This is a genomic window from Adlercreutzia muris (assembly GCF_008831045.1).
In the GTDB taxonomy this organism is placed as follows: Bacteria; Actinomycetota; Coriobacteriia; order Coriobacteriales; family Eggerthellaceae; genus Adlercreutzia; species Adlercreutzia muris.
In genome coordinates, this window is record NZ_WAJS01000033.1 from 1 (window position 1) to 12,945 (window position 12,945).

12 protein-coding genes are annotated in these 12,945 nt (G+C 66.9%); 5 read left to right on the forward strand and 7 right to left on the reverse strand.

The features are described from left to right. Nucleotides 1-606 precede the first annotated feature (606 nt). Nucleotides 607-2,763, reverse strand: a complete 2,157-nt coding sequence (locus tag F8D48_RS09560) for an aldehyde ferredoxin oxidoreductase (RefSeq protein ID WP_151431591.1) — start codon at nucleotides 2,761-2,763, stop codon at nucleotides 607-609. A 302-nt stretch (nucleotides 2,764-3,065) separates the two neighbouring features. Between F8D48_RS09560 and F8D48_RS09565 the strand changes: the two genes are divergently transcribed. From F8D48_RS09565 to nrfD, 4 genes are read left to right on the forward strand one after another with little or no spacing between them, the layout of a single operon-like run. After that, nucleotides 3,066-3,809: a 4Fe-4S dicluster domain-containing protein gene (locus F8D48_RS09565; protein WP_151431593.1), complete on the forward strand. Its 744-nt coding sequence runs from the start codon at nucleotides 3,066-3,068 to the stop codon at nucleotides 3,807-3,809. Nucleotides 3,810-3,869: 60 nt separating this feature from the next. Beyond that, nucleotides 3,870-6,032 (forward strand): molybdopterin-containing oxidoreductase family protein, encoded by a 2,163-nt coding sequence (locus tag F8D48_RS09570; protein ID WP_151431595.1) that lies wholly within the window; start codon nucleotides 3,870-3,872, stop codon nucleotides 6,030-6,032. Then, nucleotides 6,032-6,571: a 4Fe-4S dicluster domain-containing protein gene (locus F8D48_RS09575; RefSeq protein WP_151431625.1), complete on the forward strand. Its 540-nt coding sequence runs from the start codon at nucleotides 6,032-6,034 to the stop codon at nucleotides 6,569-6,571. The genes F8D48_RS09570 and F8D48_RS09575 overlap by 1 nt, the downstream gene beginning before the upstream one ends. 5 nt (nucleotides 6,572-6,576) lie before the next feature. Next, complete coding sequence (gene nrfD, locus F8D48_RS09580; protein ID WP_151431597.1) at nucleotides 6,577-7,476, forward strand: NrfD/PsrC family molybdoenzyme membrane anchor subunit; 900 nt, start codon at nucleotides 6,577-6,579, stop codon at nucleotides 7,474-7,476. Between the two features lie 238 nt (nucleotides 7,477-7,714). On the opposite strand, the gene F8D48_RS09585 is transcribed toward nrfD, so the two are convergent. From F8D48_RS09585 to F8D48_RS09595, 3 genes are all read right to left on the reverse strand, one after another. Next, nucleotides 7,715-8,500: a M15 family metallopeptidase gene (locus F8D48_RS09585; RefSeq protein ID WP_240806304.1), complete on the reverse strand. Its 786-nt coding sequence runs from the start codon at nucleotides 8,498-8,500 to the stop codon at nucleotides 7,715-7,717. Nucleotides 8,501-8,679: 179 nt separating this feature from the next. Then, nucleotides 8,680-9,195 (reverse strand): pyridoxamine 5'-phosphate oxidase family protein, encoded by a 516-nt coding sequence (locus F8D48_RS09590; RefSeq protein ID WP_170272795.1) that lies wholly within the window; start codon nucleotides 9,193-9,195, stop codon nucleotides 8,680-8,682. Nucleotides 9,196-9,326: 131 nt separating this feature from the next. Next, nucleotides 9,327-10,052: a B3/B4 domain-containing protein gene (locus F8D48_RS09595; RefSeq protein ID WP_151431604.1), complete on the reverse strand. Its 726-nt coding sequence runs from the start codon at nucleotides 10,050-10,052 to the stop codon at nucleotides 9,327-9,329. A gap of 284 nt (nucleotides 10,053-10,336) precedes the next feature. Here F8D48_RS09595 and F8D48_RS09600 point away from each other — a divergent pair, with 284 nt between their 5' ends. Beyond that, nucleotides 10,337-10,843 carry a very short patch repair endonuclease gene (locus tag F8D48_RS09600; protein WP_236650671.1) on the forward strand — a complete coding sequence of 169 codons (507 nt, stop codon included), beginning with the start codon at nucleotides 10,337-10,339 and terminating at the stop codon, nucleotides 10,841-10,843. On the opposite strand, the gene F8D48_RS09605 is transcribed toward F8D48_RS09600, so the two are convergent. The 3 genes from F8D48_RS09605 to thiM all read right to left on the reverse strand — a co-directional run bounded on the left by F8D48_RS09605 (nucleotide 10,840) and on the right by thiM (nucleotide 12,917). After that, nucleotides 10,840-11,622, reverse strand: coding sequence for an ATP-binding protein (locus F8D48_RS09605; RefSeq protein WP_151431606.1), 783 nt, complete (start codon nucleotides 11,620-11,622; stop codon nucleotides 10,840-10,842). The two genes, F8D48_RS09600 and F8D48_RS09605, sit on opposite strands and share 4 nt — an antisense overlap. Before the next feature lie 115 nt (nucleotides 11,623-11,737). Then, a complete protein-coding gene (locus tag F8D48_RS09610) occupies nucleotides 11,738-12,037 on the reverse strand; it encodes an MTH1187 family thiamine-binding protein (protein ID WP_151431608.1) in 300 nt (99 codons plus the stop codon). A 34-nt stretch (nucleotides 12,038-12,071) separates the two neighbouring features. Further along, the gene (gene thiM, locus F8D48_RS09615; protein ID WP_035021743.1) at nucleotides 12,072-12,917 is read right to left on the reverse strand and encodes a hydroxyethylthiazole kinase; all 846 of its coding nucleotides are present in this window, start codon (nucleotides 12,915-12,917) and stop codon (nucleotides 12,072-12,074) included. Nucleotides 12,918-12,945: the final 28 nt, after the last annotated feature.

Here is a 12,945-nt window from a genome sequence, read left to right on the forward strand (position 1 = left end):
ACCAAAGACCCTGTTTAAGACACGCAAAAAAGCACCAAATACCCCTTCTCCGACAAAAATTTCTTGAAGATGTCAGAAACGACCCCCCGCGCAGCCCTGTTGCACCAAACGGCTCGTTTCTGACATCTTCAAGAAATTTTTGTCGGAGAAGGGGTATTTGGTGCTTTTTTGCGTGTCTTAAACAGGGTCTTTGGTGCAGGCATCGACAAAACCCCCGTTCAGAACAGTCCACTGCTGAAACAATATGCTTCGAGAAGCACCAAACAGGGCCTATGGGACAGAAAATGCTGCCGGCATGTCGAAAATGGGATGTTTGGTGTCTTAACCTGCTTTTTGACCCGGAGGTGTGGGCTGCCGCAATGCCGGGTGCGGGCGAAAGCGCGGCCGCCTCAATGTCGAACGTCAGCGAAAGCGCGATCGTCGCAAGGCAGAACGCCGGCGAGGAAGGGGCGGGGCTGCTCCAATGCCGAGTGCCTGCAAGGATAGGGGTCCTGCAATGCCGAACGCCCCCGCGGAGTGCGGGGGCGTTCTCACGAAGGGGGAGCTCTTCGGAGCTCACGGGGGGGGTCCAGGCGGTCGACGAGTTCGCAGCCGCGGTGGGTGGTTCTAGGCGTCGGGGAGCAGCCCCAGGGCGGCCAGGTCCTCCTTCACGTCGGGCATGTCATAGTAGTCGAGGCATTCAACGGTGGGGCATCCCAGTTTGGGATCCCAGCCAAAGCACTCGTAGAGCATGGTGAGGCCGGTCTGGATGTCCTCCTTGTCCATCTTGTCGGTGCCTTCGGTGAACACTTCGATGTCCGGGTCCTTGGTGAAGGGCCACTTGGTATACACGTCGTGGATGGCGCGGAAGTCGTTGGTGCCCATGTTTCCGGCGGCATCGGTCATGCCGCGGGCGGTGTTGGCGCGCTGCAGCGTCATGATCTTCGCGCCCATCTTGTACAGATCTTCAGTGGTGTAGTCCTCGCCGGTGACGGCGGTCATGAACTTCGCCTCCAGGTCAAGGTCGCCACGGTAGTCGCGGGCGGCGGTGGGGGACATGGCCATGGGCCACACCCAGTTGCACAGCGTGAGCGAGTCGTGCAGCACGTCGGTGACAATGGACCACCAGGCGAAGTTCGCCTTGTACTCGTTCATGGGGGTGTAGTTCTTATCGGGGTCCACCGCGCTCTCGTCGCCGAAGAGCTCGGCGCCGATGGCCTTCTTCAGCTCGATGGGAAGGCCGCAGCCCTGCAGGTTCACGGCGGAGTGGATCATGTCGTCGCGGTTGAACATGACGTTGTAGAGCATGCCCACCTGGCCGAAGCACTCTTGGGAGTGATGTACCGGCCAGCCACGGGGGCTGATCATGCAGGAGGCGGCGGTGTCGTTCCAGCCCATATCGTTCCAGCGTTCGGTCCACACGTAGGTGCCGTGGCCGATGTAGGCTAACTCGGAGTCGTTTTGGGCGATCTTCGCCAGCAGCTGGGGCATGAGGGTGGGGTCGTTGTTGTCGAACTTCTCCCAGGGGATTTCCGCATACTCCTCGGGGGGCAGCACGCGCTCGAATACGCCCGCGGCATAGCAGTGGGCGATGTCGCGATAGAGCTGCGCGTAGTTGCACCACAGGCCCAGATCATCCACGACCGAGCCCATGACCTGGTTCCAGACCAGACTCTCCTCGGTGTTGTCCTCCACTGGAGTGTGATCGCCCAGGATCTTGATCATATACTTGAAGGGAAAGTTGGGTACACAGGTGTTGCCGGTGGTCTCGTGGCCGCCATTCGCAGCGCTGGTCGGCACGCGCAGATCGGAATAGCAGTGGATGGGGCAGCTGTGGCAACCGTTCATCTTGATAGTGTACTTCTCGGCCTCTGGGCCGTCGTCTTTGGTGGACTTCATGCAGCGGTAGCCCACGGTGTTGATCTCGCCGGGCTTCGGCTCGCCGGTATCGATGGGGCCGCCCTCGGCCAGCGCCCAGGTGAGGCCCTTCTGGGCCGTCCAGCGGCTGCCCTTGTCGAAGTACTCGGCCCATTCCTGCTGGGTGGAGGGTACCACGTGGTTGTTGTTGGAGCCGACGATCTCGCGCAGCATGTAGTCGGACAGGTCGGCCACGGCCTGCGGGTCGGCCACGTATACCGGCTGAGTTCCGCGCACGACGAGGGCCTTCAGCTTCTTGGAGCCAAGCACGGCGGCGGTGCCGGCGCCGGCGGAGTGGTTGCGGGAGTTGATGATGCAGGCGTAGGGCAGAAGGTTTTCGCCAGCCGGGCCGATGGTGGCCACGCAGAAATCGGTGCCCTCCTTGCGGGAGAGCGCCTCGGTGGTGGCACGGGTGCCCAGGCCCCAGTACTTATCGGCGGCCTTGATTTCCACGTCGTCGTCATCGATCTTCAGATAGACCGGCTCATCGGAGGCGCCCTCGATGACGATAGCGTCCCAGCCGGCCTTCTTGATGGCGGCACCGATCATGCCACCGGTGTGGGCATCGACGACCTGATGGTCTTTCGTGAAAGTGGAAAGCGAGGCGATGGTGGTGCGGCCGGCCAAAGGCACGCCGGTGGCCGTGAGGGGGCCGACGGCGAACACGACCTTATTCTCGGGTGCCAGCGGGTTGGTTCCCGGGGCAACCTCGTCGTACATAATCTTATTGGCGATGCCCATGCCGCCCAGATATGCCTTGTAGGGATCGGTCGGGGTTACCGAGATGGTTCCGTCGGTCAGGTTGACGCGGAGGATCTTGCCGGTCCAGCCATAGGACGTGCCGGGATCCAATTTTGAATCAGCCATGATGAAGCTCCAAATCTCTTCGTGTACTCATGTTGCGTGGGTCCATCGGCGCGATCTGGAGTAATCGTCACTGACCAGTATAAATATGAGCGGGCAGGTCCTCTTCCCCTCAATGAGGGGATAGTTTTCAACGGGCGGGCAACGTGAGGGCGATGGGGATTCAAAGGAAAGGCGAGCAGGGGACAATTCCCCCCAAAGAGGGCACACAAACTCTTCATCCATGACTATGATTCCCCTCGTTGCGTGGCGTCGCGATCTTGGGTTCTCTCTAAGACTTGCTTTCGTTCCAAGGGGGAGTTCAAATGTCAGACACCCAGAAAACTGAAACTGTGGCCACCGAGCAGCCTCCCGCTGCGGCCACTCCTGTTGCTGCCGGCGCCGAGGCTGCCCCGGCCGACAAGAAGCCGCCCTTCTTCACGCGGCGCACCGTGCTGGCCATGACCGGCTGCGGCGTTGCCGGTCTTGTGGTCGGCGGCGTGCTGGCCTCCTGGGGCGTGACGACCCAGTCTATCGCCTCGGGTCGCATCGAGCTGCGCACCACGCCCGCGAAGATGATCGTCACCGACCGCGCCCGCTGCTCTGGCTGCCAGCGCTGCGAGATGATGTGCACGCTGAAGAACGATGGCGTGGCTCAGCAGTCTATCGCCCGCGTGCGCGTGTGGGACAACTACAACTTCGGCGCCGGCGTGGATACCAACGACGGTATCTTCGGCTCCTGCCAGTTCACCGTGCAATCCTGCAAGCAGTGCGCCGATCCCCAGTGCGCCAAGTACTGCCCCGTGCACGCCATTTCCGCCGATGCGGAAACGGGGGCGCGCGTGGTGGACGAGGCCGTCTGCATCGGCTGCGGCATGTGCTCGGCCGCCTGCCCGTGGGGCATGCCCCAGGTGAATGCCCAAACCGGCACCTCTACCAAGTGCGTCTCCTGCGGACGCTGCGCCGAGCAGTGCCCCAACGGCGCCATCAAGTTCATCGATTGGGAAGATATCGCGCAGAAGGCCATCGATGGGGGCGTTGTTTCCACGACGACCCTCGTGGAAGCCTAGGGCGACCCCGGTTCGCGGAACCTGTGGGTCCCTCCGCTTGTCATAAGAGAGGATAGAGCAATGTCAGCAAAGGTCATAACCAGGCGGGGCTTTGTAGCCGCCGGTGTCGCGGGGGCCGCTCTGGCGGCGTCGGGCGCGACGCTCGCGGGCTGCGCCGCGGGGCCGGCCACTGAGAAGGCCTACGTGGCCGACGTGGTGAACACCCAGTGCACCGTCTGCCCCAATCAGTGCGGCTATGCCGCCTACGTGGTCGATGGGAACATCGACAAAGTGGTGGGGAACGCTGCCGATCCCCACGCCGCCGGCACTCTGTGCGCCCGCGGTTTCGGCATGGCGACGGCAGCCGCCTCGGCCGATCGGGTGGAAAGCCCCCTGCGGCGCACCGAGGACGGTCGCTACGAGGCGGTCTCGTGGGACGAGGCCCTCGGCCAGATCGGCCGCACCCTCGCCGATATACGGCAGGATGCCGGCGGGTCGGCCTTGGCGGCCATCACCGACGGCACCTCCACGGCCCAGTGGTACGTCCGCCGACTCATGAGCGCTCTGGGCAGCCCGAACGTCTACGAGAACGCCACCACCGCGTCGGTATCGGTGGCCTCGGGCCTGGCCCAGGCCACGGGCTTCACTGCCTACGAGGTCGATTACGCCCGGGCTAAAATGGTGGTCATCCTGGGAGCGAGCACCGTCGAGGTGCCGAGCCCCGGGGCCGTGGCGGCTTTGGAGGAGGCTCGGGCTGCAGGGGCCCAGGTCGTCATGGTGGACTCCCGCTTGGCCGCTTCGGGCAGCCTGGCCACCGAGTGGCTGCCGGTGCGTCCCGGCACGGAGCTGGCCCTGGTGCTGGCTGTGGCTCGGGGGCTGCTGGAGCGCGGCCTGGGCGCCGAGGCGCCCCTGGCCGATCTGGACCAATGGCGAGCGGTGCTGTCCGACTACACCCCGGCCTGGGCGGCGGAGATATGCGGTCTGGGCGCCGATGTCATCGAGACGCTGACTGCCGATCTGGCCCAGGCGGCGCCGGCGGCCTGCATTGACCTGTCGTGGATGGCGCTGTTCGGCGGCTCCTACGGCAACACCGGCGAGCTGGCCCGGGCCGCGGCCCTCGTGAACACGCTGCTCGGCTGCTGGAACGTGCCCGGCGGGGCCTACCTGGCCGCTCCCGTGGCGGCCTGGGCCGACCTTTCCGTCTCGCCGCTGCCCGTGGAGGCCGCGGACGTCACGGCCGAGGTCTATGCTCTGGCTTGGGACGGCGCGGCGCCCCAGGCTCTGCGTCTCGCCCACGAGGGTTCCATCCGAGGGCTGCTGCTTGTGGATGCCAACGTGGCGGCCGAGTACCCCGATCCCGATTACGTGCGCGAGGCTCTGGAGCGCTGCACTTTGTCGGTGGCCGTGACGCCCGAGATGACCGAAACGGCCCGCTGCTGCCAGTTCGTGCTGCCCGAGAAGCTGTGGTCCGAGAGCGACCAGCTGCCCGCAGTGACCGGTGCCGTGCACCCGGTGCTGAACCTGTCGTCGGCGGTGATCGAGCCAGTGGTGCCCGAGGCCCGTTCCGTGGCCGAGATCGTGAGCGGCCTGGCCCAGGGAGCCGATGTGGCCGATGCCTTCAACTTCTCCGTGGCCGACGCGGCTGCCGAGATGTGCGAGGCTTGCGGGTGCACCTACGCCGGTGCCGCCGCCGTGGGCACGAGTTCGCTGGCCTCCTTGACGGCTGAGAACCTGGTGTGGCCCACGGCCTCGGGGAAGGTGGAGTGCGCCAGCGCCGCCTGCGAGGCGGCCGGCTACAGCGCCACCCCCACCTGGGTGGAGCCGACCGTGGCCCCCGACGCCCTGGGATTCGGCTACTACCGCCTCACCACGGGCAACCAGGCGCCTCAGACAACGACCAAGACCGCCAATGGCGCGCCCTTGGCCGCCATCGCCGAGCAATACGGGCTCGACGGGTTGTGGATGAACGCCGCCGCGGCCGAGGCGGCCGGCATCGCCGAGGGTGATAAGGTGGTTATCGAGAACGAGTACGCTTCCGCGCCGGTGCGGGTGCACGTGACCGAGCTCATCGAGCCGACGGCTCTGTACCTGGCGAGCCACTACGGCGTGGAGGACGACGAGCAACAGCAAGCCGATGGCTTGGGCATCCGCCAGGCGCGCTTCGTGCCGTTCGCCCTTGAGAGGGGCTACGGCGCGCCGCTTCTGCAGGAGACCATGGTCACCGTGCGGAAGGCAGGTGCATGATGACACGCTATGGAATGCTCATCGACACGACTAAGTGCGTCGGCTGCTACGCCTGCCGCACAGCCTGTCAGAGACAGAATAACCTGGATCCCGACGAGGACTTCATCCGCTATGAGCGGGCCGAGACCGGCGCCTATCCCCGCGCGCGCGTGGAGACAGTGCCGCTCCAGTGCATGCACTGCGACGACGCCCCCTGCGCCAGCGTGTGCCCCACGGGCGCGGCCCATGTGGGTGCCGACGGCATCGTGGCCGTGGACCAGGGTCGCTGCATCGGCTGTCTGTACTGCATGAGTGCCTGCCCCTATCAGGTGCGCGTGCGCAACAGCCGCACCGGTGCCGTGGACAAGTGCCGCTTCTGCGCGGCCCACACCGAGAAGGGGGGCGCCTCCTGCACCTGCGTGGACGCCTGCCCCACCCACGCGCGCGTCTTCGGTGATTTGGACGATCCCGACTCCGCAGTGTCCCGTGCCATCGTCGAGAAGGGCGCCAAGACCATCGCCGGCGACCTGACCCGCGCCAAAGTCTATTACGTGAGGTGATTGAGATGACCTACGAACCTATTTGGGGATCCATCATCGCGTGGTATCTCTTCCTCGCCGGCTTGGGCGGCGGAGCCTTCGTGACGGCGGTGTTCATTCGCTTCCGCCACCCTGCATGCGCCCGGCTCGTGCGCATCGGCCGCATCATCGCCCCGACCGTGGTGATTGTCGGCCTGTGCCTGCTCATGTTCGATGCGGCCGCCGGCTTCGCCCATCCGCTTCGCTTCGCGCTGCTGCTCACCAACTTCGGCTCGGTGATGACCTGGGGCGTAGTGTTCCTGGCTGCCTTCGTCATCGTGGCCCTCATCGTGCTCGCGCTGGATCTGCTGAAGCGGGCCGTGCCCGAGTGGCTCGACATTGCCGGTATGGTGCTCGGCCTGTGCGTGGCCGTCTACACCGGCTGCCTGCTCGGCGTGTGCCAGGGCTTCCCCCTGTGGAACACGGCGCTGCTGCCCATCCTGTTCCTCGTGTCCGCGGTGTCCACGGGCATGGCGGCCGTGCTGCTGGCCGGCGTGTTCGCGGCGCCCGATGAGTTCAACGCCGTGGTGGTGCTGAAGAAGTTCCACTTCTGGCTGCCCGTGGTGGAGCTCGTGCTCGTGGCGGCGCTCCTGTTCGTGACAGCGGCGAACCCGAGCTCGGCGGGCTGGGAGAGCGTCATGGCGCTGATCGCGGGCCGCTGGGCCGTGTGCTTCTGGCTGCTGTTCGTAGTGGTGGGCCTCGTGCTGCCCACGGTGCTGGAGTGCTGGATGCTGTGGATCGCCTCCCATGAGTTGGAAACGTCCCGCACGGGCCAGATGGTGAGCGCCCTGTCCGACGCCGGCGTGCTTATCGGCGGCTTCGTTCTGCGCCTCATGATCGTGAGCGCGGCGCTGCCCATCACCATCGTGCAGCCTTGGATGTTGTAGGGTTCCGTCCGTCCTGGCGGCCGGCCGAATCTGTCGACGCTGCGAGCCCCCGGATGCGTTTCATCTCAGGCCTTGTTTCGCCCACGGCGCGACCGAAGGTCGCTTGGCGCGAAGGTGGCCCGATATGGAACGCCCGGGGGCTCTCGCTGACTTTCTTGGGCGAACCTATGAGCGGAGGGGGAATGGCACGGCAGGGCACGGCAGGGCGGGGCGGGGACCGCGCCCTTGCCGCTCGGCTTTAGCCGAGGTACTGGTCGAGCCACTCTTCCAAGCAGAGGCCGCTGGCGGTAATGGCGTCGGCGGCCTCTTTGCCGACGTAGCGGTAGTGCCACGGCTCGTAGCCGATGCCGGTGACGTCGCTCTTGTCGGTGGGGTAGCGCAGGATGAAACCGTACTCGGCGCAGTGGTCGATGAGCCAGCGCTGGGTGTCGGTGGCCTCCTGGGCCTCGTCCAGCTCCTGGTAGGAGGCATCCACGAGATCGACGGCGAAGGCGGCCTCGTGCTCGCTCGCGCCGGGGCGGGCGACCCAGAAGGAAGCGGCCTCCTCGGCATCGACCCCGGCCAGGCCCTCCTCTTGCTCGGCCCGCTGCACCCGGGCAGCGAACAGCCGCTCCTGGTAGTCGTGGCTGCGGTAGGCCGAGCACACCTCGGGGCGCACGCCGGCCGCGGTCGCGCCATCGAGGAGGGCCATGAGGTCGTCGAGGACGCGCCGGTCGATGGCGAGCCCGTCGGTGCCGGGGATGTCGCAGCGCTCGGGCGGCTCGAAGCCCTCGGGCAGGGGGTGCGTGCCGTTGACGAGGCGCAGGTTCCAGGGCAGTTCCTCCAGGGTAAGGCCGCCGTCGGCGGTTCCGCTGCCGGCCGGCGCGCTGACGACCTCGGTGCCGTGGGCGAGCAGGCCGGGGGAGGAGTGCGACTCCGAAGAGGGATGGCTGCCGTGGGCGAGGCCTCCGCCGACTACGAGCACGGCAGCGGCGCCACCGGCCAGGATGGCGAACTCGCGGCGGCTCAGTCGATCGGGCAGCATTCCCACCGCGGCCTCCTTCCCTGTTCCGATGTGCCGATGATTGCAACGGGCCCATCATAGCGTGTGCACAGGGCAGCGCGACGCGACGGCGGCGGAAAGGCGCAAGTCTTACGGGAATGTAAGCGAGAAGGCTGTGGGCCTTAAGGGAATGTAAGCGATCGGATGACGCCGCGGCGATCCTACCGGGGCCTCTCGCGGGTCAGTTCCAGGCCCTCCTTGCCGGTGATCTTCTCCACATCGATGGCGATGACGGCGGTGCGATGCAGGGTGCTGGCGATTCCCTCGTCCACCGTAGCGGGCAGATCCGGGGCGTACTTCTCGCCGAGGGCCACCAGTCCCAGCAGCTGCTCGTCCTCGCTCTCCACGATGCGGGCGCTCCCGAAGGCCATGGTGGAGCGGAAGCGGTCGGTGAGCTTCTCGGGCACCGGTTCGCTTTGGGCCACCACGGTCAGGCACACGCGCGGGTTGGCGGCCAGGGCGTCCAGCTTGTGGCCCACGGCGGCGCCGTGGGCGTAGATGCGGCCCTGGGGCGCCCCCTCGGCCGGGGCGGACAGGTAGGCGAAGCTCAGGGGCACGGCGTAGGGTTGCCCGTCGGTGCCGGCTGTGCCGAGTACGCCGCAGGGGGCATCGCGCAGGATGGCGGCGCACTCTTCGGTGGGAAGCTGCTGCTTGCTGCGGCGCATTGCGGGGATCATGGCGGTCTCCTCTCGTTGACGGTCAGCGCTATGGTACCACGGCATGGCCCGTTGGTCGGTTGCGGGATCGGGCCGCTTGGAGAGGGACGGGCCTGTCACCGTAGATTGCGAGGGCCGAATGCCGTAGTGCGCTACTCGTCGATCACCATCGTGGGGTTGCCGCGGGTGATGATCTGCTTGGCGAAGATGTCGGCGCCCAGGTAGCGCTGCACCATGTCGGCCAGCTGGTCGACGGCTGCCTCAAGGTCGTCGGCGCGGGCCGGGTCCACCGACTCGATGACGAGGAAGGCCTTGCCCGACTCATCGGTCAGCGCCGTGCGCTCGCCGTCGCGCCAGTTCCAGCAGCGGCAGATGGCGCCGGCGTCGTCGCGGTAGCACAGCTCGCCTTCCAGCGTGGGGGCGTCCTCTTCCTCGCCGAGCGGACGGAACGCGTCGCCTCCCTCGGTGATGCCCAGTCGGATGTCGCCGACCATGGCGTCGATGTCCTCGCCGCCCACGGGCAGGGCGTGGGCGAGCGAAACGGCGTTGTAGATGTCCACCGACGGCGCGATGGAGCCCACGGGATTGCCCTTCAGCACGCGCTTGAGCAGGTTCTCGATGGAGCAGCGGGCGCCCTTCTTCGTCTTGAACTGCTGGTAGGCGTCGCGCCATACGGCCACCACCGCGTTCTGGGAGATGGTGTTGCTCTCCAGGTGCTGGTCGGCCTCCCCGTTGGCCTCGGCGAGCGCACGGGCGATGGCGGCGGCGTCCTCGGGGGCCACCTCGCCGGTCGGCTTCATGCCGTGGGCCACGACGATGCCGATACGGGCCCCGGGGAACAGGTCCCAGAAGGATTCCTCGGTCACGAACGATTTCATGATGCTCCTCTTGTTGTGGAAAGGGGGGTGCGCCCGTGCGGTGCGCGAGTGGGACTGCAGCGCCTCGGTGTGCCCGGAACGCGCGTCGAGCCATCTCGCGACTCGGGTTGCGCCGCCCTTCCGCCGGCCAATAAAAAAGCACCCCCGGAGCGCGCATCTTCAAAGGCCTAACGATGCGCACGCGGCGAGTGCTCGCGCCTACCCGGCGGCAGGCTATGTCGCTCAGCACTATATCGCAAGTCGGCGTGCGGGGGAAGGGTATAATGGTGTCAATGGAACCGACGATGACAATTTCGCCCGAGAAGGGCCGCTACGATTTCGGCGTGGTGAGTCTGGCTACGCGCAAATCGATGCAGGGAAACAAGCGACGGGACACAAAGCCCGAGATCAAGGTGCGCCAGATGCTGCGCGCCATGGGCTTCACCGGCTACCGCTGCGATTGGAAGAAGGCTCCGGGCCGTCCCGACGTGGCCTTTGTGGGCCGTAAGAAGGCCATTTTCGTTATGGGGTGCTTCTGGCACCGTTGCCCGGCGTGCAACCTGTCGGTGCCCAAGAAGAACATCGAGTACTGGGAAGAGAAGTTTGCCCGCAACCGGGAGCGCGACGAGCGCAACCTGGCCGCCCTGGCGGAGCAGGGCTGGGACGTGCTCGTGTTGTGGGAGCACCAGCTGAAGAAGAAGGAGCTGCCGGCCACCCAGCGGCTCCTCTATGAGTTCGTGCGCCGCGAGAACGACCCGCCCTACGACGAGGCCTTCCCCGAGGAAGCGGAAGGCACTGCGGCTGCCCGTTAGGCGATAACCTCGCCGGTGATGGAGAACGTGACCACCGAGAAGGGGATGTCCTTGCCCGCGCGGGCGTGGGCCTCGGCGGCGGCGCGCTCGAGACCGCCGCAACAGGGCACCTCCATGCGGGCGATGGTGACCGAGGTGATGTCGTTGGCGGCGATGATGGCGGCCAGCTTGTCAGCGTAGGAGCCCTCGTCCAGCTTCGGACAGCCGATGACGGTGACATTGCCGTTCATGAAGCGCTCGTGGAAGCTGGCGCAGGCGAACGCCGTGCAGTCGGCGGCGATGAGCAGGCCGCGTCCCTGGTAGTAGGGAGCGCTCACGGGCACGAGCTTGATCTGCGCCGGCCACTGGGCGAGCCGGCTCGGCAGGGCATCGGCGGCCGGGGTGGTTGCGGTCGCATCGGGCGCAACCAGGGTACGGGCGGCGCTGCCAGGACAGCCGCTGGGGGCCAGGGTGCGGGCGGCGCTGCCGGGGCATCCCGCACGCGGCGTGCGGACGACGGCGGCGTCGAGGATGTCCTCGGCCGAGGCCTCGGCGGATGCGCGGGCCGCGAGGTGGGCCTCCACGGCCGCCTCGTCGTAAGGCGCCGCCTCGCGCTCCACGAACGTGATGGCCTCGGTGGGGCAGGCCGGCAGGCAGTCGCCGAGGCCATCGCAGTAGTCGTCACGCAAAAGGCGCGCCTTGCCATCGACCATGCCGATGGCGCCCTCGTGGCACGCATCAACGCATAGGCGGCAGCCGATGCACTTCTCCTCGTCGATCTGGATAATCTTTCGCAGCATGGTTCACCTTTCGCTTTACGGGTTCATCGGGGAAGCATCATAGCGACCCGAGGATAAAGCGCAAGGCCCTCCACACAGATGGCGCGAACTTGTGAAGTGCCGCGCCGTGCCGGGGCTACTCGGCCAGCAGCTCCCCCACGGCTTCCACCTTGCGCGTGAGGGTGCCGGTATGCCCAGGGCGAATATCGGCCTTCAGGATGACCTCGGTGCGGATGCCCTGTTCGGCCAGGACGAAGGTGGCATCGCGCACGACGGCCATCACCTCGTCCCAGGGCCCCTCGATCTCGGTAAACATGGAGGTGGTGCGGTGCGGCAGCCCCGAATCGCGGATGATGCGGACGGCTTCGGCCACGTAGGGGGCCAGCTCATCGCCCACCCCGAAGGGCGCGATGGCAACGGCGACAAGGGTGTTCATGAAAGTCCTTTCGGCGGGATGTTTCGTTCGGGTATCAGGCTTCCTCGAAGGCGAGGGGCGCATCGGCGACTTCTTCGGGCGTAAGCGCGGCCAGCGCGTCGAGGAAGGCCACCTGGAAGCTGCCGGGGCCGCTGCAGCGCTCGGCCGCTTGGGCGCCGGCGCGGTTGTAGGCGGCCGTGGCGGCCAGTGCCGCAGTGAGGGGGTCGGCCACGCAGGCGTAGACGGCCGCCACGCCGCCGAGGGAGCAGCCCGATCCGGTGACGGAGCACATAAGCGGGCTTCCGCCCTCGGCCCGCACGACGACGGCGCCGTCGGTGACGAGGTCGGTGGGACCCGATACGGCCACGGCGCCGCCAGAGAAGCGGGCGATGGCCACGGCGGCGGCGCGGGCGGCCTCCACCGAGTCGGTGGCATCCACGCCGCGCGGGCCGCGTCCGTTGTCGGCGGCCGCATCGAGGCCCCACAGCTCGGCCACGGCGATGATCTCCGAGGCGTTGCCGCGCACGATGGCCGCAGGCCACGCCTTCACGGCGCGGATCAGCTCGGTGCGCAGGCTGCCGATGCCGACGCCCACCGGGTCGAGCACCCAGGGCTTGGCCGCCTCGGCGCAGGCGCGGGCCGTGCGCGGGACGGTTTCCTCGTACACGGGCAGAAGCGTGCCCAGGTTGATGTAGACGGCGCCTCCGAGGGCCGCCACGCATTCGCCCTCGTCGGGCAGGTACACCATGGCCGCCGAGCCTCCGACGGCCAGCTGGGCGTTGGCGACGAAGTTCTGGGTGACAGTGTTGGTGATAGAGGGCGCGAGCGGGTTGGCCGCACGCACCTCGCGCACGGCGGCGGCCATGAGGCCGCGCTGCTCGGCTTCGGCGATCCGGGTCATGGGACCGATCCTTTCCGGAAGCAAAAAA

Excerpts from the sequence above, each read along its gene's own strand:
- F8D48_RS09560 (WP_151431591.1), bottom strand. The coding sequence starts at position 2,763 with ATGGCTGATTCAAAATTGGATCCCGGCACGTCCTATGGCTGGACCGGC.
- F8D48_RS09565 (WP_151431593.1), top strand. The coding sequence starts at position 3,066 with ATGTCAGACACCCAGAAAACTGAAACTGTGGCCACCGAGCAGCCTCCC.
- F8D48_RS09570 (WP_151431595.1), top strand. The coding sequence starts at position 3,870 with ATGTCAGCAAAGGTCATAACCAGGCGGGGCTTTGTAGCCGCCGGTGTC.
- F8D48_RS09575 (WP_151431625.1), top strand. The coding sequence starts at position 6,032 with ATGACACGCTATGGAATGCTCATCGACACGACTAAGTGCGTCGGCTGC.
- nrfD (WP_151431597.1), top strand. The coding sequence starts at position 6,577 with ATGACCTACGAACCTATTTGGGGATCCATCATCGCGTGGTATCTCTTC.
- F8D48_RS09585 (WP_240806304.1), bottom strand. The coding sequence starts at position 8,500 with ATGCTGCCCGATCGACTGAGCCGCCGCGAGTTCGCCATCCTGGCCGGT.
- F8D48_RS09590 (WP_170272795.1), bottom strand. The coding sequence starts at position 9,195 with ATGATCCCCGCAATGCGCCGCAGCAAGCAGCAGCTTCCCACCGAAGAG.
- F8D48_RS09595 (WP_151431604.1), bottom strand. The coding sequence starts at position 10,052 with ATGAAATCGTTCGTGACCGAGGAATCCTTCTGGGACCTGTTCCCCGGG.
- F8D48_RS09600 (WP_236650671.1), top strand. The coding sequence starts at position 10,337 with ATGACAATTTCGCCCGAGAAGGGCCGCTACGATTTCGGCGTGGTGAGT.
- F8D48_RS09605 (WP_151431606.1), bottom strand. The coding sequence starts at position 11,622 with ATGCTGCGAAAGATTATCCAGATCGACGAGGAGAAGTGCATCGGCTGC.
- F8D48_RS09610 (WP_151431608.1), bottom strand. The coding sequence starts at position 12,037 with ATGAACACCCTTGTCGCCGTTGCCATCGCGCCCTTCGGGGTGGGCGAT.
- thiM (WP_035021743.1), bottom strand. The coding sequence starts at position 12,917 with ATGACCCGGATCGCCGAAGCCGAGCAGCGCGGCCTCATGGCCGCCGCC.